Genomic DNA, 24,342 nt, shown 5'->3' on the forward strand with positions numbered 1-24,342 from the left:
TTTTCTTTTCAACGCTTGGTACTACATCGACATCACAGCGACTGCAGGAACGCGACCACCGCGTCGCGGTCGGCCTTGGGCAGCGCTTCGAACTGCGTGCGGCTGCTGTCGGCCTCGCCGCCGTGCCAGAGGATGGCTTCCAGCATCGAGCGCGCGCGGCCGTCGTGCAGCAGGCGCACGTTCGCGTCGCCGCCCTGTACGAAGCGCAGCGAGCCAACGCCCCACAGCGGCGCGGTACGCCACAGGTTCGGCGCGGCGTTGGCTTCCCGCAGCGAGTCGGCCAGGTTCGGGCCCATGTCGTGCAGCAGCAGGTCCGAGTACGGGTGGATGGTCTGGTTGCGCAGCTCGGCGAACGGGTGCGTGTTGCCGGTCTTCATCGTCGCCGTGTGGCAGGCCACGCAGCGGACCTGGTTGAACAGCGCGGCGCCGCGTGCGATCAGGGGCGGGTCCACGTCATGCTCGGGCGACACGCGGATGCCGTCCGGGAAGCCGCTGCGCAGGCTGCGCTGGGCCGGCACGCCGATCAGCGACAGGTAGTGCGTGAGCCGTTGCAGTTCGCCCTCGGAGACCGAGGTGGCCGCCGAGGTGGTGCGGCAGTCCGGCGCGCCGCGCTGGCAGCCGCGCGTCGGGAACGTCGGCGAGGTCACGCCCATGTCCTTGATCAGCGCATCGCCCACCTGATGGCGCAGGCTGGCCTTCGACGCCTTCCAGCCAAAGCGGCCGAGGTGCGTCTTGCCGGTTTCCGGATCGACGATCCAGTTCGGGATGCCGCGCACGCCGTCGCCGTTGGCGTCGTTCGGGTCGGCCTGGGCCAGGATGGTGGCCTCGGGCAGCGCCTCGATCAGGCCCATGCCGATCACCTGCGGCGCCTGGCGCGCGGAGAACTGCGCGGGCGTGGGACCCTTGAAGGCGAACACCGGCTTCACCAGTTCCACGCGCTCGCCGTCAGGCAGCGTGCGCACGGTTTTGTCGAGCGCCTGGAGCGTGACGTCGAACGGCGTCGCCGTCGGGTCCTGGGCGTGCTGCTGCACGTTGTAGCCGTAGGCCGGGTCGGCGCGGCCATCGGCGCCGTTGGTCAGCATCGACATGGTGTCGAGCTTCGCCCCGATGCCGGCGGCCACGCTGCGGCCGTTGTTGGTATGGCACTCGATACAGCGCGGCTGGTTGTAGCGCGGGCCGAGCTGGCCGATGTGGGCCGTGAAGACCGGGTTGTCGGCGTCGTGCTCCGAGTGCTTGCCGTCGAGGAACGAGGTGTGGAACAGCCGGCGGCCTTCCACGAAACGCTGCGTGTTGACGATGCCGATGTTGTTCGCCATCTGCTGGAACACGCGCATCGGCTCCTCGGAGTAGTTGTACGAGATGCTGGCCTGGCCGCCGAGCAGCGTCTCTTCGGGCAGCGGTTCCGAGTCGAGGTTCGGGGCGATGCCGTACCACGGGCGCATGCCCACGCCCACCACGTAGAGCTGCTCGAACGAGTAGTAGCGGCTGCCGCCGCCGTCCACCACCGGGTCGCGCTTGAGGCGCGGCGCCGGCGCCAGTTCGACCTTGTCGCCGATCTTGAGCGGGCTGTGCGGATCGGTCCGCCAGTTCGAGTCGAAGGACATCATGCAGTCCTCCTTCGGCTGGCCCTCGCTACAGATCGGCAGGCCGCCCTGTTTCGGATTGTTGAAGCCGTAGTTCAGCGACCAGCCGTAGTCGCGCACGGTGGTGTCCAGGATATTGCGGAACAGGCTGAACGTGGTGCCGTCGAAGATGCCCTGGTTGACGCGCAGGTACACGTCCACGCGCGAGATGCCGGCCGGCACGTGGTCGTGGATTTCCAGGCCGAAGGTGCGGTTCTGGAAGTAGAAGGTCGGGAAGGTCAGGTAGCGGCCCGGGCCCGCATCGGGGGCGTCCCACGCCTCGCCGCGCTCGCGCGCGTGGCGCTCGGTCGGGCGCGAGCCCATCATCGTGACCAGCGTGCCGTCGGCTTCACGGTACTGGATCTGCTCGTTCATCGGCGTGCCTGCCGGGAACAGCGGCGTGTACCCGAGGGTGTCGCCGGCTGGCGTACTCGCGGGCGGCGCGCTGTCACCGCCGCCGCCGCAGGCGGCCAGCAGCAGGGTGGCGGCAACACAGACCGATAGGGCGGCGGATAGGCTCGTTAGGCGCGATAGGCGAGACGTGGCGCGATGCCCGTCGCGCCCCGGCCGAGGGCGTGATGTAAGGACCTGCATGGTTTGACCCCTTCGTTTTTGTTGAACAGCTTCCCGTTACTGCCGGCGGTCACTCTTCGGTGCCGCTCGTATTTGTCGCTGGGTTCATGACAGGTACATGACAAATGTCATGTATCGACATGGCCCGGCGCCCTGGTCGCATGATGCATGCGCAGGGCTGCCCCTACTTAATGGGGGTGAAAGTTAGCAAATGTGAACGGGAAAGTGTGGGCGACGTAGAGGGGTGTCGCGTTGGCGTCACACCGCCAACGCGATAAGCGTGTACCTAAAGAGGACAGGGAGATCAGGCGGAGGCCGCTTCGCCGCGCTCGGCAAGGATTTGCCGGATGGCCTGCTCGAATGCCTCGGGCGCCTGGCCGCCCGTGACGAGGTAGCGGTTGTCGAAAATAATCGACGGCACGGACGTGATACCCATGGCCTGGGACTGCTGCTCCTCGGCGCGGACTTCCTCGACAAAGTCGTCGCTGTCCAACACGGCGCGTGCCGCGGCGACGTCGAGCCCGGCCGACTGTGCCGCTTCCACCAGCACGGCGTGGCTGCTCGGGTCCTTGCCCTCGCCGTGATAGGCGCGCAGCAGGGCTTCCTTCAGCGCCAGCTGCTTGGCCGGCGCCTGCTGGCCCGCCCATTCGAGCAGGCGATGGGCGTCGAAGGTGTTGTAGACCCACTCGCGCGGGCCGAAGGTGAAGCCCACCTCGGCGCCGCGCGCGCGGATCATCGTCTGGGTCTCGGCGATCTGCGCTGGCGTGCGGCCGTACTTCTTGCTGATGTAGCCGACGATGTCCTCGCCCTCGGGCCCCATCTGCGGGTTCAGTTCGAACGGATGGACGACGATCTCGGCCGCCACGGCGTCGCCCAGGCGGGAGAGTGCGACCTGGAGCGAGGACAGGCCGATCGCGCACCAGGGGCAGGCGATGTCGGAAACGAAGTCGATGCGGAGGGGCTGGGCTTGGGTCATGGCAATCCTGTTCGGCGCGCAAAAAAGCGATGACCGACAGGGTAGCCCGATTCGCCGCCCCTTGCAGGCGGCGGGTACTAAGCGTAAGGGGGAGGGAAGGGCTAGAGCCCTGAGATTGACTGCCCGGGCACTTGCCCGTCGATGATTTCAGTGCCGGCCTGTACCGCCGCGCGGCGTGCGCCGCCGAGGCTGTCCCACTGGCGGGCGAGCATCGGGAAGACCCGGACCAGGGCCGATACCGGATCGGTCCCTTCACGGCAGATCACCACGGAGGCACTGTAGGTGCGGTCCGGGCGGCGTTCGTACCATTCGTGCGTCGCGGCATGTGTGTAGACCAGCGGGTAGATGTCGTACCCTTTGTAGCTGGCGCTCGGTGATGTGTCCATGGCCGCCTCCGGGAAAGTGGATGGGCCCACTGTACGCGCAATTCCACACCAAAACAGGCGCGCCCCGGGTTTATTTCACGTGGCTTTCCGAAAGATGCCCCGGGCGCGCTTTATGGCTGCCGGGCCTCACCCACGCGGCGATTCCTCGGCGATATTGAACTGCGCCTGCAGCGCGCGGATCTTCGGCGCCAGCGCCTCGCTGCAGGCCGCGCCGCTCTCGCCTTCCATCTTCGAGACGCTCCAGTTGCAGCCGTCGCCATCGGGCGCATTCCAGCAGACGTCGCCGAAGCAGCATCCCTTGCAGGCCGGGAGCATTTCCTGCTCGGCGCGGATCATCGCGCGGACTTCGGCCTTGTTCTTGATCTGTCTCGACATGTCCCCTCCTGGTGGGCGTCGGGCGCCCGGTTTTGTGGTGATGGGTTAGTTATAGTGCATTCGGCGCGTTCGGATTCGCGCGGGATGGGGGGTCTGTCACCGACTTTTCACGCTGTTGTGCTAGCGTCGCGCGCTGGCGCACATCGTGTCGATCATCGACGAAGGGACAGGGGGTTTCATGCAATCCGGCATTGTCGAATCCGGCTATGGTTCCGATCCGGTGGGGCTCGTCAACGGGTTCCTGTTCGAGCCGGGGCAGCCGCCGCGCGAGATTCCATCCGCCGAGGCAGTAGCCTGGTTACAGCGCCAGGATGCGGCGGACGCCGATCCCTCCCAGGCGCGTCCCCATGACGGGCCGTTCCTGTGGCTGCATTTCAACCTGTCGCACAGCGCCTGCGAGCGCTGGATGAAGATGCACCTCGGCCTGCCCGACGATTTCTTCGAGGCGCTGCGGCAGGGGTCGCACTCCACGCGCATCGAGCGCCAGGAAGACGCGCTGCTGGCCGTGGTCAACGACGTGATCTACAACTTCGGGGTGACCTCGACCGACATCTCCACCCTCTGGGCCAACGCCGACCACCGCCTGCTGGTGACCGCCCGGGCACGCCCGCTGCGCTCCGTGGACAAGCTGCGCGCCGCCGTGCGCCGGGGCGAGGACTTCCGCTCGCCGCTGGATCTCGTCGTGCACCTGTTGCGCGATCAGGCCGATGTGCTGGTACAGATCGTGCGTGAAACCGGGGTCAGTGTGGACCAGATCGAGGACCGCCTGCTGTCCCAGCGGCTGCAGGGCAACCGTGCCGACCTGGGCGCCATGCGGCGCGGGCTGGTGCGGCTGCAGCGCCTGCTGGCGCCCGAGCCCGGCGCGCTGTTTCGGCTGCTGAACCGCCCGCCGGCGTGGCTGCGCGAGGCCGACCTGCAGGCGCTGCGCGAGTCGACCGAGGAATTCTCGCTCGTGCTCGACGACCTCGCCGCGCTGGTGGAGCGGATCAAGCTGCTGCAGGAAGAAATCGCCGCCAAGCTCAACGAGCAGACCAACCGCACGCTGTTCACGCTGACGCTGGTGACCGTGCTGGCGCTGCCGATCAACATCGTGGCCGGCTTCTTCGGCATGAACGTGGGCGGCATTCCGCTGGCCGACCACCCGCACGGCTTCTGGGTGCTGGTGGCGGTGGTGGGCAGCTTCTCGGTGCTGGCCGGGCGATGGGCGTTCCGGAAGCAGGCGGAGTGACCTGCACCACCCACATTCATGCAATTGCCATGGGTCAGGCGTACGATATTTCGCCATAGCCGATGCAGGACATGACGGAGGATTTGCCATGGATTACAACGACGAAGCGCTGATCCGGCGCATCCACCGCGAGGTGGCGGACTACTACGACGAGGAACTGGAACTGGAGCTCGAGGACCGGGATCCTTCGGTGATCCAGAGCCTGCTGGCGCGCGAATCGGGCGGGCCTGGCGATACTTCGGACGTGCCCGACAGCGACGCTGAGCGCGCGGAACGTCACATGTACTTCCGCGAACTGTTCCGCCTGCAGGGCGAACTGGTGAAGCTCCAGAGCTGGGTGGTGGCCACCGGTCACAAGGTGGTGATCCTGTTCGAGGGCCGCGACGCCGCCGGCAAGGGCGGGGTGATCAAGCGCATCACGCAGCGGTTGAACCCGCGCGTGTGCCGGGTGGCCGCGCTGCCGGCGCCCAACGACCGCGAGCGCACGCAGTGGTATTTCCAGCGCTATGTGTCGCACCTGCCGGCCGCCGGCGAGATGGTGCTGTTCGACCGCAGCTGGTACAACCGCGCCGGCGTGGAGCGCGTGATGGGCTTCTGTACCGACGACCAGTACGAGGAGTTCTTCCGCTCGGTGCCGGAGTTCGAGCGCATGCTCGTGCGCTCGGGCATCCAGGTCGTCAAGTACTGGTTCTCGATCTCGGACGAGGAGCAGCACCTGCGCTTCCTGAGCCGCATCCACGATCCGCTCAAGCAGTGGAAGCTGAGCCCGATGGACCTGGAGTCCCGCCGCCGCTGGGAAGACTACACCCGGGCCAAGGAGACCATGCTCGAGCGCACCCATATTCCGGAGGCGCCGTGGTGGATCGTGCAGGCCGTGGACAAGAAGCGCGCGCGGCTGAACTGCATCCGCCACCTGCTGACGCAGATGCCGTACGTGGAGCCGTCGCAGCCGGTCATCGTGCTGCCCGAGCGCGAGCGCCATGCCGACTACACGCGCCAGCCGGTGCCGGACTCGATGATCGTGCCGGAGGTCTACTGATCCGCCAGATCTGACCCCAAAGCAGCAAAATCGACAGAACGCGACAAATTCTGACAAATCCCTAAAGCACGGGTGACGCCCGCCGTTAAGACAGGACGCGCCCCGGCACCCTGCCGGGGGCTCACCTATTTCTTGGGAGTGTCCTGATGCGTCGCCTTGCTGTGCGTGGTTCTGATCTGTCCCTGTTTTCGCGCGGCCTCCCCGCGCTGACCGTCCTGGCGGCGCTTGCGCTCACCGCCTGCGGCGGCGGCGGTGACAATGCCGCCACTACCACCACGACGCAGCAGCAGGCCGGCGACACCAACACGCCCGTAGTCCCGACGCAGCCGCTGCTGGTGACCGGCCTCGACCAGGCCTGCAGCGGCGTCCAATGCAGCGCCGCCACCAGCGCCACCTTCTCGGGCGCGGGCACCGGCATCTGGGGCCACACCAACGCCGGCGGCACCTCCGAAGACGTGCAGTTTTCGATCTCGGGCCTGCTCGGCACCTCGATCTCGCTGCTGCTGACCAACGTGAAGGACACCCTGGCGCTGATGCCGGCCGGGCTCTCCGCCAGCATGCTCGATGCCACCACGGTGACCCGCCTGTCGCCCCAGGCCCTGACCGCTGACGCCGAGGCCGAAGCCCGCCGCCGCGAGATCGCCGAATTCAACCGCACCGGCTGGGCCGAGAAGGTTGCCGCCGCGCAACCGCTGCGCCAGACGCTGGGCGTGCCGGCGCCACATGCCGTCGCCGTGCCGGGCGTGGGTTCGACGAAGTCCTGGTACCACACCGACGGCTCCACGCGCCCGGCCACGCTGCGCAAGCAGATGACCGCCACCCACGGCACCCTCGTCAACGTCTGGGTGGAAGACTCCCAGTACAACGTCGTCAACGGCATCGACTCGACCATCGTCGACGACCTGGGCGCCGCCTTCGCCGGCACGGGCAAGATCTATGACCTGCTGACGGGCATCGGCGGCGCGGTCTGGGGCGCAAACACGCATCCGGACACCGTGCTGCCCGCCGGCCAGCCGATCGACATCGTCATCCTGAATTTCGACGGCAACGGCGCCCCGGGCGGCACCGTGGGCTACTTCTGGGGCCTGCACAACCTGCTGAAGACCGCGGATTCGCGCAGCAACGAGTCGATTTCGCTGTACCTGGACAGCGAGACGCTGGCCCTGGGCGGCGCCACCGGCATGAAGGCGATGAAGATGACCATGGCGCACGAAGGGACGCACATGCAGAACTTCTACCGCCGCGCCGTGAAGATGGGCACCGCCTACGCCTACGACGACTGGCTCGAGGAAATGACGGCGATGCAGATGGAGGACTTCCTCAGCTACAGCATCGACCCGACCTACAACGCGATCCGCGATGTGCGCTTCCCGGACTTCTACCGCTACAGCGGCTTCAACTGCCCGCTGCTGACCTTCACGGGCGGCGGCACGTGCGAGAGCTACTCGGTCTCCGGCAGCTTCGGCGGCTTCCTGGACCGCCAGCTCGGGCTGCCCTTCTATAAGGATCTGCTGACGCGCCAGGTGGTGGGCTCCAAGACGGTGCTCGACCAGGCGATCCAGGCGGCCCAGCCGGGCCTGTCCTTCAACCTGGCGCTGACGCGCTGGGCGGCGACCAACGGCAGCGGCATGCCGGCGGACAAGGCGCCGACCGGCTACGGCTATCCGCGCTGGACCGACGGCACCTTCGAGCTGCCGGAGATCGACCCGGCCTCCACCGCCAATGCCGCGCTGCGCAAGCTGCCGGCGTCGGTGCCGACCTTCCTGCAGGGCCTCGGCACGCTGCCGCTGAAGCGCACGGCCACCAATGGCGTCTACAGCGACAAGGTGCGCCTGCCGGCCGGCGTGACGCTGTCCGTCGTGGCCTACTGATCGGTCCTGCCGGGTCCGATCGCTTCCCGGCATCCCCTATGACTTATAGCGGGATGCCCGGGAACGCCTCTTCGAAGGTCAGCACGGTTCCCGTCAGCGCGCCGTCGTAGCCCGGCAGCGCGTTGACGCGTTCACGGTAGGCCGCGCTGCGCATGGCCGACACCGCGCCAGCCAGCGCCGGACTGTGCAGCGCCGCCTTTCCGATCGCAAAGAAATAGCGCTCCTTGAGCACGGGCACGAATTCGAGCCCGAAGCGGCGCGCTGCCGTCTCCACGCCGAAGCCCACATCGGCCATGCCGCTGCCGATATAGGCCGCCACCGCCGCGTGCGTGAACTCCCCATTGCTGAAGCCCTCGATCCGGTTCGGGTCGATACCGCGCCGCGCCAGCATCAGCTCCAGCAGCAGCCGCGTGCCCGAGCCGACCTGCCGGTTCACGAATCGCACGTCCGGCCGGACCAGGTCTTCCAGCGTTTCCACGCCAAGCGGGTTGCCGGGCCGCACAAAGAGACCCTGGGAGCGCACGGCGAGATGGATCAGGCAATGCGTCTCGGGCCGCAGCCAGGCGGCGAAGCGGTGCAGGGTATCCTGTTCGAGTGCCCCAATCGGCACATGAAAGCCGGCCACGTCGCACGCACCCTCGGCCAGCGCCGCCGCGGCTTCCAGGCTGCCGCAGTACTTCAGGTCGTGCCGCACCTTCTGTTCGTCGAGATAGTCGCGCAGCGCCGCCACCGCGAAACCGTGGCTGGCGTAGAGCCGCACGGCCGGGTCGGTGGCATCCATCAGCTTCTTCAGTTCGATTTCCAGTTCGGACGCCAGGCTGTCCAGCGTGGGCGAGAGCCGCGCCGCGATGCGCTTGCTGGCCCACACCAACTGCTGGGCCATCGGCGTCAGGGTGGAGCCCCGTCCACGTGTCTTGGCGATCAGGGCGCCGCCGAACAGCGTTTCGGCGTCGCGCAGGATGCCCCAGGCGTAGCGGTAAGACAACGACAAGGCCTCGGCCGACTGGGCGATGTTGCCGGTGGCCTCGATATGGCCAAGCAGGGCCACCAGCCGTGACACATCAAGGCTGGGCGCGGCCCGCGCGGCATCGGGGGCGGCGTCGTCGCGGATCTGGAGATGGGGCTCGATCGAGATACGTAGCATATGCAGAAAATAGCATATTGAACGCCAGAAATCACGGGCTTATAGTCGCGAAAAGGCCCAAAGAGCCAGCTGCGAAACCCCGGAATATGAAATAAATAGCCTATGTGGTCCCGGGGCCAGAACGATGACAAGCACGGAGACAACCATGCCGGACATCCCCAATTCCATTACGCGCATCGTCGATGCCCGGCGCAACATGCCGGGCGCGCTGCTGCCCATCCTGCACGAGATTCAGGACAGCCACGGCTTCATTCCCGCCGATGCGGTGCCGGTCATCGCCAAGGCGTTGAATCTCTCGCGCGCCGAAGTACACGGCGTGATCACGTTCTATCACCATTTCCGCGAGCAGCCGGCGGGCCGGCACGTGGTGCAGGTCTGCCGCGCCGAGGCGTGCCAGTCCGTGGGCGCCGACGCGCTTGCTGCGCACGCCAGCCGGGCGCTGGGCTGCGGCTTCCACGAGACCACGGCCGATGGCCGCTTCACGCTGGAGCCGGTCTACTGCCTGGGCCAGTGCGCATGCGGCCCGGCGATGCTGATCGGCGAACAGCTCCACGGACGCGTCGATGCGAAGCGCTTCGACGCGCTGGTGGCGGCACTGCCTGAAGCTACCGAGGCTACCGAGGCGGAGGTCCAGGCATGAGCACGACGATCTTCGTCCCGCGCGACTCCACCGCGCTGGCCCTCGGCGCCGACGATGTGGCGCGCGCCATCGAACAGGAAGCCGCCAAGCGCGGCGCGGACGTGCGCATCGTGCGCAATGGCTCGCGCGGCCTGTTCTGGCTTGAGCCGCTGGTCGAGGTGCAGACCGACGCGGGCCGCGTGGCCTACGGGCCGGTGGCCGCCAGCGATGTGCCCGGCCTGTTCGACGCCGACTTCCTGACCGGCGGCGCGCACGCGCTGGCCCACGGCCTGACCGACGAGATCCCGTTCCTGAAGAAGCAGGAGCGGCTGACCTTCGCGCGGGTGGGCATCACCGATCCGCTCTCGCTCGACGACTACATCGCCCATGAGGGCTACGCGGGGCTGATCCGCGCGCTGGCCATGGCGCCGGCCCAGATCGTCCAGGAAGTCACCGACTCGGGCCTGCGCGGCCGGGGCGGCGCCGCGTTTCCCACCGGCATCAAGTGGAAGACCGTGCTGGGCGCGGCGTCGGACATCAAGTACATCGTCTGCAATGCCGACGAGGGCGACTCCGGCACCTTCTCCGACCGCATGGTCATGGAGGACGATCCGTTCATGCTGATCGAAGGCATGACGATCGCCGGCCTCGCCGTCGGCGCCGAGCGCGGCTATATCTATACCCGCTCCGAATACCCGCACGCGATTGCCGTGACCGAGGCGGCCATCGCCCTGGCCACGCGGGCCGGCTGGCTGGGCGATGACATTCGCGGCAGCGGCCGGCGCTTCCATCTGGAAGTGCGCAAGGGCGCTGGCGCCTATGTCTGCGGCGAGGAAACGGCGCTGCTGGAGAGCCTGGAAGGCAAGCGCGGCGTGGTGCGCGCCAAGCCGCCGCTGCCGGCCATCGAAGGGCTGTTCGGCAAGCCCACCGTCATCAACAACGTGATCTCGCTGGCCACGGTGCCGGTGATCCTGGCGCGCGGCGCCACGTTCTACCGGGACTTCGGCATGGGCCGCTCGCGCGGCACGCTGCCGTTCCAGCTGGCCGGCAACGTCCTGCAAGGCGGGCTGGTGGAGAAGGCGTTCGGCATCACGCTGCGTGAACTGCTGGTGGACTACGGCGGCGGCACGCGCAGCGGCCGGGCCATCCGCGCGGTGCAGGTCGGCGGGCCGCTGGGCGCCTACCTGCCCGAGTCGCGCTTCGACACGCCGATGGACTACGAGGCCTTCGCCGCCTTCGGCGCGGTGGTCGGCCACGGCGGCATTGTCGTGTTCGACGAGACCGTGGACATGGCCAAAATGGCCCGCTACGCCATGGAGTTCTGCGCGATCGAGTCCTGCGGCAAGTGCACGCCGTGCCGCATCGGCTCCACGCGCGGCGTGGAGGTCATCGACCGGATCATTGCCGGCGAGCAGCCGGTGAAGCAGGTGGCGCTGGTGCGCGACCTCTGCGACACCATGCTCAACGGCTCGCTCTGCGCGATGGGTGGCATGACGCCGTACCCGGTGCTTTCCGCGCTGAACGAGTTTCCGGAGGATTTCGGCCTCGCGCCGAAGTCCGCCAAGGCCGCCTGAGCCGGATCACCGAGCCAGATCAAAGAACGACGCGCCCCTCAGGGGCGCGCAGCCCTACGAAGTTTGACGGGAGACATCCCTTGAACGCACGCGACGATTTCGATTTTGGAACCCCGGCCAGCCTGTCCGAGACGCAGGTGACGCTGGAAATTGACGGCGTGGCCGTCACGGTGCCGGCCGGCACCTCGGTGATGCGGGCGGCGGCCGAGGCCGGTGTGGGCGTACCCAAGCTGTGCGCCACCGATTCGCTGAAGTCCTTCGGCTCGTGCCGGCTCTGCCTGGTGGAGATCGAGGGGCGGCGCGGCTATCCGGCCTCGTGCACCACGCCGGTGGAGGCGGGCATGAAGGTCCGCACCCAGAGCGACAAGCTCGGCGACCTGCGGCGCGGCGTGATGGAACTCTATATTTCCGATCATCCGCTCGACTGCCTGACCTGCCCGACCAACGGCAACTGCGAATTGCAGGACATGGCCGGTGTGGTCGGCCTGCGCGAGGTGCGCTACAACGACGGCGCCAGCGCGGTGCCGGTGGCCACGCACACGGCGCTGACCAAGGACGAATCGAACCCGTATTTCACCTACGATGCCTCGAAGTGCATCGTCTGCAACCGCTGCGTGCGCGCCTGCGAGGAAACCCAGGGCACCTTCGCGCTGACCATCAGCGGGCGCGGCTTCGAGTCCCGCGTTGCGGCCGGCACGAGCCAGTCGTTCATGGAGTCTGACTGCGTGTCCTGCGGCGCCTGCGTGCAGGCCTGCCCGACGGCCACGCTGACCGAGACGTCGGTCATCAAGCTGGGGCAGGCATCGCACAGCACCGTGACCACCTGCGCCTATTGCGGCGTGGGCTGCTCGTTCAAGGCCGAGATGAAGGGCAACGAGGTCGTGCGCATGGTGCCGTACAAGGACGGCCAGGCCAACGAGGGCCACGCCTGCGTGAAGGGCCGCTTCGCCTGGGGATACGCCACGCACAAGGACCGCATCCTCAAGCCGATGATCCGGGCGAAGATCACCGACCCGTGGCGCGAAGTGTCGTGGGAGGAAGCCATCGGCTACGCGGCCTCGCAGTTCAAGCGTATCCAGGCCGAGCACGGCAAGGATTCGATCGGCGGTATCGTCTCGTCGCGCTGCACCAACGAGGAAGGCTATCTGGTGCAGAAGCTCGTGCGCGCGGCCTTCGGCAATAACAACGTCGATACCTGCGCCCGGGTTTGCCACTCGCCCACCGGCTATGGCCTGAAGACCACGCTGGGCGAGTCCGCCGGCACGCAGACCTTCCGCTCGGTGGCCAAGGCTGATGTGATCATGGTCATCGGCGCCAATCCGACCGACGGCCACCCGGTGTTCGCCTCGCGCATGAAGAAGCGCCTGCGCGCCGGCGCCAGGCTGATCGTGGCCGATCCGCGCCGCATCGACCTGGTCGATTCGCCGCACATCCGCGCCGACTTCCACCTGCAACTGCGCCCGGGCACCAACGTGGCGCTGGTCACGTCGATGGCGCACGTCATCGTCACCGAAGGGCTGCTGGCCGAGGCGTTCATCGCCGAGCGTTGCGAGGATCGCGCGTTCCAGCAGTGGCGCGACTTCGTGGCGCTGCCCGAGAACTCGCCCGAGGCCATGGAAGCCGTGACCGGCGTCCCGGCCGGGACGCTGCGCGGCGCTGCCCGCCTCTACGCCACGGGCGGCAATGCGGCGATCTACTACGGGCTCGGCGTGACCGAGCACGCGCAGGGCTCGACCACGGTGATGGGCATCGCCAACCTCGCCATGGCCACCGGCAACATCGGCCGCGAAGGCGTGGGCGTGAACCCGCTGCGCGGGCAGAACAACGTGCAGGGTTCGTGCGACATCGGCTCCTTCCCGCATGAACTGCCGGGCTATCGCCATGTGTCCGATTCGACGGTGCGCGGCGCCTTCGAGGCCGCCTGGAATGTCGAGATCAACCCGGAGCCGGGCCTGCGCATCCCGAACATGTTCGAGGCGGCGCTGACCGGTTCGTTCAAGGGGCTGTACTGCCAGGGCGAGGACATCGTGCAGTCGGACCCGAACACGCAACACGTGTCCGAGGCGCTGTCGTCGATGGAATGCATCGTCGTGCAGGACATCTTCCTGAACGAGACCGCCAAGTACGCCCACGTGTTCCTGCCGGGTTCGTCGTTCCTGGAGAAGGACGGCACGTTCACCAACGCGGAGCGCCGTATCTCGCGCGTGCGCAAGGTCATGCCCCCGAAGGGCGGTTATGCTGACTGGGAGGCCACCATCCTGCTGGCCAACGCGCTTGGCTACCCGATGCACTACAACCATCCGTCCGAGATCATGGACGAGATCGCGCGGCTCACGCCGACCTTCTCGGGCGTGAGCTACCAGAAGCTCGACGCGCTGGGCAGCATCCAGTGGCCGTGCAACGCCGACGCGCCGACCGGCACGCCGACCATGCACGTCGATGCCTTCGTGCGCGGCAAGGGCAAGTTCATCATCACCAAGTACGTGGCGACCGACGAGCGCGTCAATCGCAAATACCCGCTGATCCTGACCACGGGGCGCATCCTGTCGCAATACAACGTGGGCGCCCAGACGCGGCGCACCCACAACGTGCACTGGCACGACGAGGACCGGCTGGAGATCCATCCGCACGATGCCGAGGAGCGTGGCATCAAGGACGACGACTGGGTGGGCGTGCAGAGCCGCGCGGGCGAGACGGTGCTGCGCGCCATCGTCAGCGAGCGGATGCAGCCGGGCGTGGTGTACACCACGTTCCACTTCCCCGAGTCCGGCGCCAACGTGATCACCACGGACAACTCGGACTGGGCCACCAACTGCCCCGAGTACAAGGTGACGGCGGTGCAGGTGATGCCGGTGGCGCAGCCGTCGTCCTGGCAGCGCGAGTACGAGGCGTTCAACCGCGAGCAGCTGGCGCACCTGCGCGCGGCCAGCGAGCCGGTGCAGGCGTCGGCGGAGTAGGGCGATGAAGCGCTGCATGCCGCCACACGAGACCGCGCCGGATGAGGCGGGGGAATTCCCAGCGACCCAGCAGTCGATGGCGGTGACGCGCTGGCGCGGCGGGGAAGCGATGGCGGCGACAGCCGAGATCGACCATATCGCCGAGGAAGTGCCCGTGGCGCTGGAGTACAACGGCGTCTCGCACGCGGTGATGCTGGCCACGCCGGCCGATCTGGAGGACTTCGCGCTGGGCTTCAGCCTGAGCGAGGGCATCGTGGCGGCGCCGCGCGACATCTACGGCATCGAGGTGGTCACGCGCCCGAACGGCGTGGCCGTGGAGATCGAGATCGCCAGCGAGGCCTTCGTGGCGCTGAAGGCGCGGCGCCGCGCGCTGGCCGGCCGTACGGGCTGCGGGCTGTGCGGCACCGAATCGCTCGACGAGGTCATGCGGGCGCCGCACGCGGTGCAGAGCGAGGCGTCCTTCGACCCGGCCGTGCTGCACGCCGCCTTCGCCCAGTTGCAGCGCCGTCAGGCCCTGCTGCGCGACACCGGCGCCACGCACGCGGCGGGCTGGCTGCGCGCCGATGGCGAGGTATCGCTGGTGCGCGAGGACGTGGGCCGGCACAACGCGCTGGACAAGCTGGCGGGCGCCCTGGCCCGTTCGGACGAGGATATCGGGCGCGGCGCGGTCATCGTGACCAGCCGCGCGAGCTATGAGATGGTGCTGAAGACGGCCGCCATTGGGGCGGGGGTGCTGGCAGCGGTGTCCGGCCCCACCGCGCTGGCGGTGCGCCTGGCCGGGACGGCCGGCGTCACGCTGGCGGGATTCGTGCGCGCGGGCGGCCTGGTCGCCTACGCGCATCCACATCGACTACGGATGGCTTAGACCTGTCATGCACATCGACAACCTGATCAAGATGGCTAACCAGATCGGCGGCTTCTTCGAAGCCATGCCGGACCGCGACGAGGCGCTGGCCGACATCGCCAGCCACCTGAAGCGCTTCTGGGAGCCGCGCATGCGGCGCGCACTGCTGGCACACGTGGACGCGACGGATGGGGGCGAAGGGCTTATCCCCATCGTGCAGGCGGCGGTGGCGCGGCATCGTGAGAAGCTGGAGATCACGTTGCGGGCCCCGATGGTCACTGCCGTCCCATGAAGATGCGCGACGGCATGACGAAGTCGCGCAGCGCCAGCATCTCCAGCGGCCCCTGGCCGACTTCCGTACGCATCAGATAGCGCAGCGGATAGACCATGTCGGCAGGCGGCGGTTGCTTCGCTGCGCGTGGCGTCAGGCTGTCCGGATCGGACGCGGCGGGGTCGTGCAATCCGGCCGGGCGGGTATCCGGTATCCCTTGCCAGGTCAGCTGATAGGTCGCGCTGTCCAGCGGCTCGATCTGCGCACGCTCCAGCATCCGCAACCAACCCCAGCGGCCCCCGAACTCATAGTGCTTGTTGGTGCCCGCGCGTTCGGCTTGCCATTGCAGCCGGGTGCCCGGCTCCTGCGCGAGATTGGCCGGCCAGCGCATGGCCTGCCAGCGCTCCTGCTGGTTGTAGTAATGCAGCGTCTGGCTATCGAGGGTCAGCAAGGTGTCGGTGAGCCCCGGGGACGGGATGGGCTTGATCTCGAAGCGATATGCCGGTTCACCGTCCACCAGCATATGCGCCGCAACGCGCTGCAGGGTATTGATTGCCTTGAGGAAGGCCGGATCGAAGGCTAGAGCGGACTGCCCGCCGGCATCTCCTCTGCCAGCCGTAGGGATCCATTGATCCCCCTGCAACGCCAGCACACCCGCCAACTGCGTACCGAGGAACGTGCCGATCAGCCCGGTCTGCGGGCGCAGGAAGCGCGTCAGTTCCGGCAGCGAGGCATCGTTGGCGCTGTCGGCGAACGGATAGCGCCCGGCGAACGATCGTCCCCACGCCATCGCGATGCCTTGCCGCCAGGCATCGTTCAGGCTCGCCTGGGCGGGCTGCAGCACGGTCTGCGTGGCCTGGGCGATGGGCTGCACGAACAGCGCCTCCCCCATACCCGCCCATTGGCTGCCAAGGCTGGCGGCCATCAGCTGCGCGTAGGACTGGGTATCGGCCAGTTCCGAGCCTTTGCCCTGGAACAGCGCCTGCGCCATTTGCCGGGCCTGCGCATCGGCATCGGCGCTGTGGCTGATCTGCTGCAGCCGTAGCCGGAGCGCGGTGGCGCGGTCGAGGAAGCGTTGCAGGCTCAGGTCGTCATTGGCGCTTTGGCCTGACGCCTGCGCCATCAGCCGGAGGACCGGGCCAAAGGCGGCGCGGAGCGGCCCCGCCGGCTCCGGTCTGGCGGCCTCGGGGCCTGCCGCCTTCTTGCCGAGCAGATCCTGCGCCTTGGCCACCAGCGTGTCCGACAGGGAATGCTTGCGCGCGCCAGCGCCGCCCTGGTATTCGAGCGATGTCATCAGCGCGATCACCGGCGACTGGCGTGCGTCGGCCATCAGCTTGAGTTGGTCGACGGCGGCAGGGAGCGTCGGCGCAGGCGCCTATTGCAGGCTGTTCATGAAGCCCTGCCAGTGTTCTGCGTAGTCCGCGAAAAACTGTTCGGTCAGCGCGGCCTGCAGGGCATCGGCCGAGCGGTCCGCCGGCTGTGGAGCGTTTTCCGGCTCGCCGTCGGTCAACACCCAGTCGCGGGGGGGCGCCGTGCGTTTGGCGGCCGCCTCGATCGCGGCGGCGACATAACCCTCATAGGCCTGGCGGGTGAACACGCCGGGCACGATGGCCGCTGTCCGCACCAGTCCGCGCGCATCGGTGCCGGCGGTCAGCGAGGCCAGGGTCTGATCTGCGTACTTGCCGTCGAAGGCTCTGAGCATGCCCTGATAGATCGCGCCTTCGGCATTGCGCTCGCCGATGACCGCCAGCAGCGTCTGGCGCGCGCCCGCCACCAACTCGGGCTGCGGGAGGATGCGCCACCCCGGATGGGCCGGCAGGTACTGCGCGTGAAAGCGGAACAGCCGTTCGGCAAGATCCTGCTGCGCGCCGGGCGTCAGCCGCGCGTCGGTAGACCAGTGGCGCGCCAGCTGCGGCGCCAGAAACTCCGGCTCGGCCCGCTCGGGGTGGGCCAGCATCAGGTAGGTCTTGAGCCCTTGCTGACCGTCGAGCGCCCACCGGCTGGTCTCCTCGTCCAGCGCGTTCGTGCGCATCTGCGCCAGGTCGGCCAGCGAGGCTTCCAAATCTTGCTGCACGGGCAAAGTGAGCCACTGGCGGCTGGCCTGCGCATAGGGCTTCCACAGCGCTTCCAGCACCGTCGCATCACGGTTCAGGCCAAAGCGCGTCGCGATGGGCGCATGATGTTCGGTGCGATCGACGTAGCGCTCGATCTGCTGCTGCAGGGCGAGCAGCGCGTGCAGGCGGGCGGCCGAGTCAGGCGCCGACCGGAGGCCGTCGATGGCCTGCTGTGCGGCGTGAATGTCCCGCCCGTTTTGCACCCCGGACACCAGCATGCCGGCGCTCCACAGGCCGATGGCCGTCAGGGCGGCGACGGCGCCAACCGTGACCGGATGCCAGCCGATGCGCCGGCCGGCATGGCGCCTTGCGGCCTGGCCGAGGTGCTGCCAGAGCGGCAGGTCGATGGCGGGACCGTTGGCCGCCTCGTCAATCGGATAGGACGCGAACATGATGCCCCGCAGCGGGATGCGTCGCCGCGGGCCCTTCGCCAATCCGCCCAGCCAGTCGGCGAGCATCCGGACGCGGGTGTCGAGGCGCGCGGACAACTCGCCAAGATAGCGGTCACGGGGGTCACGGACCAGCTGGTCGATACTGCGATCCGAGAGCTGATTACGCAGGGATTGCAACGCCTTGTCGATGGTGGCGGCGTCTGCGGGTTCGGCCAGTTCGCAGCCGATCGGCGGAGTGTTGCCAAGGCGCACTGCGTGCGTCCCCGCGACATCGAGAAGATAGATCGGCGCGGACCAGCAGAGGCCCTCGGCAATGCGGGACAAGCCGGTGACGTAAGCGTCAACGCCTGTGCGTCGCACGGGCAGATTCGTCTCGCCATCGGTGGTAAGGATGACCGCATCAATCGGAACCTGCCGCCGCAGCTTGTGGATTTGTCTGAGCCAGGCGGTATCAGGCTGGCCGTTCTCGCTTGCCGGCTTGCGCCACAACAGCACCGCGTCCGGCGTAGCCAGCCATCCGCGCTCGCCCAGTTGGGGCAGCAGCTTGCCAATGGCGATGTCGTCGCCCGTGAGAAGCAGCCAGGGCTGCCGGTAGCGCCAACCTCGGCCGTGCTGCGCCCGAAGATGGTCGCGCAGATCAGTCAGATCACATGTCGCTGCCGAATCTGCTGCGCTTGCGCCCTGGCGCGCCAGCAGAGCCTGCGTACTGCCGGCGAGCCGCGCGGGATCCTGAGCGAGCTGGTTCGACAGGCGGCGCGCGGCAGCAGCCTCGTCGCGTCTCGGTTCAAAGCCGAGTACCAGCATGAGGAGGACGAGTAGGGCGCACAGGGTGACAATCGCGAGTGCCTGGCTGCTTGTCGAGTCGAGCCAGAACAGGTCACCCTTGAACCAGATCAGGCACCCGGCGACAACCGACGCGAGCACATAGGACAGGAGATCAATCCGGAGTTTTTTCATTGTTCAAGGTATCTTGCTGCTCGGGTGCCACAACAGCCAGCAGCGCTTGTTCCTCCTGCTGGCCGCCAACAAGATAGGGCACCCCAGCCTCCATCGCCCGGCGCAGCGCCAACGCGGCGGCAAGCCATGGAGAGGTGGATCCGGCGTTTCCGACGAGGGTCTCCAGTGCATGGTCCACGCGCGATAGCGCGCCGCCTGCGGGTGCTTCTGCGCGTAGTGCGGCCCCATACAGCCCGATGGCCTGCTCGTCCCATCCTGTGTGAATCAGTCCGCCGATGGCCGGCGCGCTCGTTCGGCCCCACTTCAAGGCGTAGTGCAAGGCATTACCTTCGGGCGTCCTGGACTGCGCCTGCGGCCGATGCATCCAGCCGCGTACCGCGAGACGCTCCTGGCGTGCGAGCGCGACGGGACACAATACGAACATACATGCGGCCTCGGCGCTGCCTCGCGGCGGGTCGGCGGCATGCACGGCGTTGAGGTTGATGCTGACCATTACGGTGATGACATCCCGCTGGACCGGATCGGTCTGGTCCAGCATCGCATCGATCACCCACAAGTCACCTTCCGGCCCGAGCACCGGCTGGCCCAGGCGGGCCGGAAAGGTTCCATCTGGAAGGCCGTTCCAGACCGACCAGATGGCTTCCGGGTCGAGCGCGGCGCTCGCGACCTCAAGACGCATGGCCACAGGTATTCTCGCGGGAACCGCCTCCAGTGCCTGCAAGATCGCCGGCGCAAATCCCTCTAGGATCCATTGGAGCAGCACCGAATGCCGCTCGACGTCATCGAACGTGAGCGCCGCCACGCCGGGCTCGAGGCAGCTGGCGACGATACGCTCGCGCGAATGCCTGGCGGGCCGTGTGAGCGGCGTCGCGCTCCGGGCAAGCATCGCCTCGAAGGTCTGCTCGTCATCATCCGCATGCACACGATAGTCCGTTGCCAACACCGCGAGCGGCGCGCTGGCCGCATCGAACAGTCTGTTGAGATAGCGCTCTCTGACCACATTGCCGGCAATTGCCCGGTTGCGGCATCGATGGAAATGAGAGAAACGCTGCAAAACCAGAGCTCCAGCGCCACATGCTGGGATTACGATCACGCAAGCCCAAAACCAGAGCGTCTGGGCCGGTTCTTTCGCGGACCAAGACCAAAGCGCGAGCATGGCGCCGGCCACCGCCAGCGCAACGAAGACAAAGGACCAGAACACGGGCGACGGCCCGTTCTCCGGAACGGGCTGTCTCGGTGGCAACAAGGAAAAATCCACGGCCATCGGACTGACCTAGCGTGAGCCGCTGTTAGGCAGTGACGAGATCAAGGCGCACCCGCACTCGCACAGGTGCCCATCCTCGGCGACTTCCAGGTCGCCATCGCGCACGTCCGGATTTCCCTGTGCAATGCGATTCCTGCCGTGGACGTTGCATTCCACAGGATCCGTGCGGCGCGCCAGCGCGCGGCCCATGAACATAAGCGAGCCCCCGCGTAGCACCTCGCCGCCCTGTACAAGCCGATCGCCTTCTCGAATGATGCCTGGCATGCCATCTCCTTTCATGTAATGGGTGGAAACTGTCGACAAGTCAGTCCGCCGCCGACTATGGGGAGGGCGCTTGGGGTTAACGCTCAAGGCCGTGCAGTCGGCACGCCGCTCATCTTTGGAAGCCGATCCACCCGCTGCGCGGCGCGTTCATCCGCCTCGCGCTGTCGCGCCTCCTTCTCGACGTCTGACTTGCCGAAGCCATCGGTCGCCCGGGTCTGGAAGTACAGCGTCGACGAGAGAATGTGGTCGTGCCAGCTGGTCAGCATGGTGTCGTGAACCAGCAGATCGAACAGCGCCATGACCTCGGGCGGCGGAGGCTTGGCCCCGCTGGCGCCGTCCATCCATGCCCGCGCTAGCGCCTCTGCTTCCGGGCTCATCATCGCGGCCTCTACCATCGTCGCACTTGTTTCGGCGTCCATCGCGTCGATCCGTTCCAACACCGGCTGCATTTCACGGATACGCTCCGCGGATCGCCGTAGTCCATCTTGCAGTGGCAGGCGTCTGGTTTGCTTCTCCGCTTCTTCCGAGAGCCGGTCCCAGACGCTGGCGACCGGGTGGCGCAACGCCTGGGTCAGCTCGGGAAGCCTCAATGCCTGCGCTTCCCGCGCTGCATTCATGCGGGTCAGGATTTTGGCCAGTGCCACATGATCCACCGGAGACTTACGGCGCTCCTGCTGATAGGCAGCCTCCGCGTCCCGCACCTCCTGGCTTCGCTGGATGTGAGCGTGCTTGAGCTCATCGGCGTGACTTGTCACGGACTCCCGGAACGCCGGTGTCTGATACCGGATGGCCAGCCAACGCAGGAAGACCTCCATGTGGGACTTGAAGTCCAGGCCCTTGGCGCGCGGCACAAGGGTGCGGTAGGCCTTGATGAGGTCCGGGATCTTGTAGGTTGTGTTGCCGACTGGGATTGCGTGGGCGAGAGTAAACATCTCGTAAGCGAGAGGATTGTAGCGCTTCAACTCTTCCATCCTGTCTAGCGCCGCCCCAGCCATCAATGCTTCGTGCAGCATGTCACGCAGCGCCACGCGCTGAAGCTCTGCGCGGAACCCCAGCGATCCCGCCGGCGCGCCACCCGTGATGTCCTCACTAGTGCCCGGATAGAGATACTGATCCCCACGGGTCTTCCCCAGGCTGTCCAGCCGCTGGTAGTACCGCAGTTCATGCGCAGCGGCGAAGTGCACGCACCGCTTGACCGCCTGCGGCACGCCCAGCGGCCGGTCACCGTAGTTCTGCTTGATCATGTTGGTCAGCGGAAGAAAATCGAGCAGCTTGTTCTCCGCCATCACTGAAGACACCGCATCAAGCAGGCCCAGGAACCTGATTTCGATAGTATTGCCTTCGATGGCCAGATCATCGTCGTGGCGGCGCTTGTACTTGCGCACCAGTTCATTGACGAATGCGCGCGCGAGGACCCCGCCCCGGTCTGCCCCAAACACGGACACCTCGATGCGCTGCATCTTGTCCATCTGTTGCGTGGCATCGCGGTAGGCCAACTCGAATTGCCTGAGGGCGGCGTGAAGCCGGTCCTCGACGCCTGTGCCGAACACCAGCGCGATTGCGGCGTTATCCCGAAGCATCGGGATCGAATCCATGCCGGCATCGACAACAATTCCCTTTGCGACCGACCATGCGGCCTTGAGTGGATTCTTCCTGACTTCGTACAACGTCCCGCGCACAGCGGCCTTGCCACGCCTGACCCACCGGTCGTCGCTGGCCATGGTCAGCACGCGCCCCGCCTTGCCTCTTACGGTTCCGGCCTGGACCACCAGATCGGCATACGCCCTCGATACCGGACGCAACGACATTTCATCGAACGCCTCGGACAGCGCTTTCTTCGTCGCCTTGGCGGGGGCCTTCTTGAGGTCCATCAGCTTGTCCACACCGGTCACCTTTTGCGCAGTAGACTTGGCCGCATTTGCAGCCGAAGAGCCCACAGCAGAGGCGACCTTGATCGCTGCAGAGACAATCTCGCTGTGTTCTGCGTCCTGGTTCAGCGGGGTCCCGAGGCCGGAGTAGTAGAAGCGATACCAGAAGTGATTGGGCATACTCTTCCGCCGCTCGTCATCGTTGTGCCGATGCGCCTCCCACAGGCGACAGATGTTCGTGTACCGCGATGTTCCAGGGTCGTCCAGGTCCCGGTGACGACCAAAGGCATCGAAGAAGAAGCCCATCTTGATGATTGCGCCGCAAGGTATGCACTCGTCTTTCTTGTATGCCTTGTGAGCATCGATGATGCCATCCACCACGGCCATTGGTGTGCGGTCCGCCGGATCGATTGCTTCAGCCATGGGGGACTCCTTTCTGTGAGTCTCGTGCTTTCGTTCGCTTCAGGTCCTTGATCACGACACTCGGAAGCTGCTCTATCGCTGCACCGAAGGCGCCCGGCGTACCGCGGGTTTCGGCCAGGATCTTTTGGATCGTCGGATGGGCGTCGAACTGAGGGTTCAGCAGCGTGAGATAGACGTATTGCTGAAGGTCAACCGTGTCTGTGAACCGGTATTTCACCCACCCGGTGGCAGCTAGGCGCCTCGTGCGTCGGAATACGACGCTGTCGTCTTCGCCTGCAGGATCGATCAGCTTCGTGTGACGCTTGCGCAGCCAATCCCACACGTCGGCGTATTCAATTCGCGTCCCTCTCAGATCGTTCCGGAACTCGAACTCGACATGGTCGTCCGGGTAAAAGTGCAGGCCAAGCACGCGTTCGCCGACGCCGCCGGCAAGCTTAGTTGGCGCGAGATGCACGCGCGTAGTCTTGTGGATGAGCTGGATCTTTTTTTTAGCGTCGATGGCCTTGATTGCCTCATCGCCGTCGTAAACAGCCCATTCCACGGTGAAATCCGTCCCTTTTAGCTTGTAGCAGCAACTCAGGGAGCCAGCGCCGACACCACCACCCGCTTTGTTGCCAAACGCATCCCGGATAACAAACCTGTCAAAGTTGTATTGGGTGTAGTTAAACCCGGCCACGCTCAAGCCGCCGTAGGTTGGGGTCGAAGAGAACGCGTCGCAGCCCGTGACAAGAAGCAGAGGCAAGACCCAACGCAGAATTAGCAGTCGTCTCAGGTTGTGGATTCGTCTAGCCATGGGAAGGTCCTTTATTGGCGTGTTGTTCCTTCATGCGCTTCAAGTCCTGAAGCACCGCGCTTGGCAATTTCTCCATCGCCGCGGCGAAGGCTCCCGGCTTGCCGCGGCTCTCGGTCAGGATTTTCTCAATAGCAGGATGTGTGTCGAATCGCGGATTGATCAGCAAGGTGAAGTACACGTACTGTTTTAGATCGTCGGTATTGGTAAGCCGATACTTCAACCATCCCTCTGAAGCTATCCGAGCCGTTTGAATGAACGCAGCGGCGTCCTCGGACGACTCCGGATCGTAGACCTTGCCTTGCTTCTTGTAGAGCCAGTCATCGATCTCCGCGTAAAAGAACCGGGTTCCTCTCAGATCGTTCCGGAACTCGAACTCGACATGGTCGTCCGGGTAAAAGTGCAGACCAAGCACGCGTTCGCCGACGCCGCCGGCAAGCTTAGTTGGTGCAAGATGCACCCGGGCGACCTTACGAATTTCTTTGATAGGCGCATAGATATCCTTCAAGAATTCATTTTGGTCCACGAGATCCCACTCCACCGTGAACTCCGTTCCCTTCAGTTGGTAGCAGCAACTCAAGCGACCTTCGCCAGATCCCGGCTGGAGGTCGCCCCCGCCACCGGCCGTGTTTCCAAACTCGTCCCGAATGACAAACCGAGTGAGGTTGTATGGCGTGTAGTTAAACCCGGCCACGCTCAAGCCGCCGTAGGTTGGTGTCGAAGAAAACGCGTCGCAGCCCGTGACAACCAGCAGGGGTAATAGCCAACGCAGAAGCAGCAGTCGTCCCATG

At 66.4% G+C, this 24,342-nt stretch carries 20 protein-coding genes; 8 read left to right on the forward strand and 12 right to left on the reverse strand.

Annotation, left to right across the window (positions count from 1 at the left end; genetic code table 11):
- Positions 1 to 32: 32 nt before the first annotated feature.
- The 4 genes from BM115_RS20015 to BM115_RS20030 all read right to left on the reverse strand — a co-directional run bounded on the left by BM115_RS20015 (position 33) and on the right by BM115_RS20030 (position 3,932).
- Complete coding sequence (locus BM115_RS20015; RefSeq protein WP_218158048.1) at positions 33 to 1,997, reverse strand: di-heme oxidoreductase family protein; 1,965 nt, start codon at positions 1,995 to 1,997, stop codon at positions 33 to 35.
- A gap of 502 nt (positions 1,998 to 2,499) precedes the next feature.
- Entirely contained in the window at positions 2,500 to 3,171 is a 672-nt protein-coding gene (locus BM115_RS20020) for a DsbA family oxidoreductase (protein WP_092298101.1), read from the reverse strand.
- 101 nt (positions 3,172 to 3,272) lie between these two features.
- The gene (locus tag BM115_RS20025) at positions 3,273 to 3,557 is read right to left on the reverse strand and encodes a hypothetical protein (protein WP_092298104.1); all 285 of its coding nucleotides are present in this window, start codon (positions 3,555 to 3,557) and stop codon (positions 3,273 to 3,275) included.
- 126 nt (positions 3,558 to 3,683) lie between these two features.
- Positions 3,684 to 3,932, reverse strand: coding sequence for a hypothetical protein (locus BM115_RS20030; protein ID WP_092298107.1), 249 nt, complete (start codon positions 3,930 to 3,932; stop codon positions 3,684 to 3,686).
- A gap of 178 nt (positions 3,933 to 4,110) precedes the next feature.
- Here BM115_RS20030 and BM115_RS20035 point away from each other — a divergent pair, with 178 nt between their 5' ends.
- The 3 genes from BM115_RS20035 (at position 4,111) to BM115_RS20045 (ending at position 8,070) form a co-directional block, all read left to right on the forward strand.
- Positions 4,111 to 5,160, forward strand: a complete 1,050-nt coding sequence (locus tag BM115_RS20035; RefSeq protein WP_092298439.1) for a transporter — start codon at positions 4,111 to 4,113, stop codon at positions 5,158 to 5,160.
- A gap of 88 nt (positions 5,161 to 5,248) precedes the next feature.
- Positions 5,249 to 6,199: a polyphosphate kinase 2 gene (gene ppk2 / locus BM115_RS20040; protein ID WP_092298110.1), complete on the forward strand. Its 951-nt coding sequence runs from the start codon at positions 5,249 to 5,251 to the stop codon at positions 6,197 to 6,199.
- 146 nt (positions 6,200 to 6,345) lie between these two features.
- A complete protein-coding gene (locus BM115_RS20045) occupies positions 6,346 to 8,070 on the forward strand; it encodes a M30 family zinc metallopeptidase (protein WP_092298113.1) in 1,725 nt (574 codons plus the stop codon).
- Positions 8,071 to 8,113: 43 nt separating this feature from the next.
- Here BM115_RS20045 and BM115_RS20050 read toward each other — a convergent pair whose 3' ends face one another.
- Positions 8,114 to 9,214, reverse strand: a complete 1,101-nt coding sequence (locus BM115_RS20050) for a helix-turn-helix transcriptional regulator (RefSeq protein WP_092298116.1) — start codon at positions 9,212 to 9,214, stop codon at positions 8,114 to 8,116.
- Positions 9,215 to 9,359: 145 nt separating this feature from the next.
- On the opposite strand from BM115_RS20050, the gene BM115_RS20055 reads away from it, so the two are divergent.
- From BM115_RS20055 to BM115_RS20075, 5 genes are all read left to right on the forward strand, one after another.
- A complete protein-coding gene (locus BM115_RS20055; protein WP_092298119.1) occupies positions 9,360 to 9,854 on the forward strand; it encodes a formate dehydrogenase subunit gamma in 495 nt (164 codons plus the stop codon).
- Positions 9,851 to 11,407, forward strand: coding sequence for a formate dehydrogenase beta subunit (locus BM115_RS20060; protein ID WP_092298122.1), 1,557 nt, complete (start codon positions 9,851 to 9,853; stop codon positions 11,405 to 11,407). Before BM115_RS20055 ends, BM115_RS20060 begins: the two co-directional genes overlap by 4 nt.
- An 80-nt stretch (positions 11,408 to 11,487) precedes the next feature.
- Positions 11,488 to 14,364: a formate dehydrogenase subunit alpha gene (gene fdhF, locus BM115_RS20065; protein ID WP_092298125.1), complete on the forward strand. Its 2,877-nt coding sequence runs from the start codon at positions 11,488 to 11,490 to the stop codon at positions 14,362 to 14,364.
- A 4-nt stretch (positions 14,365 to 14,368) separates the two neighbouring features.
- Positions 14,369 to 15,229, forward strand: a complete 861-nt coding sequence (fdhD, locus tag BM115_RS20070; RefSeq protein WP_092298128.1) for a formate dehydrogenase accessory sulfurtransferase FdhD — start codon at positions 14,369 to 14,371, stop codon at positions 15,227 to 15,229.
- A gap of 7 nt (positions 15,230 to 15,236) precedes the next feature.
- Entirely contained in the window at positions 15,237 to 15,500 is a 264-nt protein-coding gene (locus BM115_RS20075) for a formate dehydrogenase subunit delta (protein WP_092298131.1), read from the forward strand.
- Here the strand turns inward: BM115_RS20075 and BM115_RS27510 are convergent.
- The 7 genes from BM115_RS27510 to BM115_RS20105 form a co-directional block, all read right to left on the reverse strand.
- Positions 15,484 to 16,809 carry a type VI secretion IcmF C-terminal domain-containing protein gene (locus BM115_RS27510; protein WP_255370919.1) on the reverse strand — a complete coding sequence of 442 codons (1,326 nt, stop codon included), beginning with the start codon at positions 16,807 to 16,809 and terminating at the stop codon, positions 15,484 to 15,486. The genes BM115_RS20075 and BM115_RS27510 overlap by 17 nt on opposite strands.
- A 45-nt stretch (positions 16,810 to 16,854) precedes the next feature.
- Positions 16,855 to 18,942: an ImcF-related family protein gene (locus BM115_RS27515; protein WP_255370920.1), complete on the reverse strand. Its 2,088-nt coding sequence runs from the start codon at positions 18,940 to 18,942 to the stop codon at positions 16,855 to 16,857.
- Positions 18,923 to 20,206 carry a hypothetical protein gene (locus BM115_RS20085; protein ID WP_143093925.1) on the reverse strand — a complete coding sequence of 428 codons (1,284 nt, stop codon included), beginning with the start codon at positions 20,204 to 20,206 and terminating at the stop codon, positions 18,923 to 18,925. The genes BM115_RS27515 and BM115_RS20085 overlap by 20 nt, the downstream gene beginning before the upstream one ends.
- Before the next feature lie 9 nt (positions 20,207 to 20,215).
- Positions 20,216 to 20,470, reverse strand: a complete 255-nt coding sequence (locus BM115_RS20090) for a PAAR domain-containing protein (RefSeq protein ID WP_092298137.1) — start codon at positions 20,468 to 20,470, stop codon at positions 20,216 to 20,218.
- An 83-nt stretch (positions 20,471 to 20,553) separates the two neighbouring features.
- Entirely contained in the window at positions 20,554 to 22,761 is a 2,208-nt protein-coding gene (locus BM115_RS20095; protein WP_092298141.1) for a DUF2235 domain-containing protein, read from the reverse strand.
- Entirely contained in the window at positions 22,754 to 23,554 is an 801-nt protein-coding gene (locus tag BM115_RS20100; RefSeq protein ID WP_092298144.1) for a DUF3304 domain-containing protein, read from the reverse strand. Before BM115_RS20100 ends, BM115_RS20095 begins: the two co-directional genes overlap by 8 nt.
- On the reverse strand, positions 23,547 to 24,341 hold the full coding sequence (locus BM115_RS20105) for a DUF3304 domain-containing protein (protein ID WP_255370921.1): 795 nt from the start codon (positions 24,339 to 24,341) through the stop codon (positions 23,547 to 23,549). The genes BM115_RS20100 and BM115_RS20105 overlap by 8 nt, the downstream gene beginning before the upstream one ends.
- Between the last annotated feature and the right edge of the window lies 1 nt (position 24,342).

Origin of the sequence: Cupriavidus sp. OV096, from assembly GCF_900115455.1 — a bacterium.
GTDB lineage: Bacteria > Pseudomonadota > Gammaproteobacteria > Burkholderiales > Burkholderiaceae > Cupriavidus.